The sequence below is a fragment of the Massilia sp. 01N410 genome (assembly GCF_056399665.1).
The window spans coordinates 1-349 of sequence record NZ_JBFTRV010000101.1 but is presented as its reverse complement, the minus strand read 5'-3'; the positions used below and the strand labels follow the sequence as shown (position 1 = coordinate 349).

General features: G+C 62.2%; 1 protein-coding gene. It reads left to right on the top strand.

Annotated features, from left to right (window positions below; all coding sequences use genetic code 11):
* The coding region (locus AC1DOP_RS27425) for a TolC family protein (RefSeq protein ID WP_477254462.1) at positions 1-349 on the top strand (349 nt) is incomplete at both ends.

Here is a 349-nt window from a genome sequence, read left to right as displayed (position 1 = left end):
GCTTTGTCCGCCGAAGTGGCGCGCACCTATTTGCAGTTGCGCGGAACGCAGGCACAACTGGACATTGCACAGCAAAATCTGAGGATTGCCGAACGCACCCTCGGCCTGGCCGAAAGCCGCGAGCGTAACGGCGTCGCGACGCGCTTCGAAACCTCGTCCGCTCGCGCGCAATTGGCGACGATCAAAGCCTTGGTTCCCGAACTGACCCAGCGCCGCAATGCCCTGATGAATGCCCTGGCGTTGTTAATGGGAGAACAGCCACGCACACTCGATGCGCAACTGCGTCAAGCCATGCCCTTGCCTTCGCTGCCGACCCGCGTACCGGTCGGCGTCCCTTCGGAATTGGCTC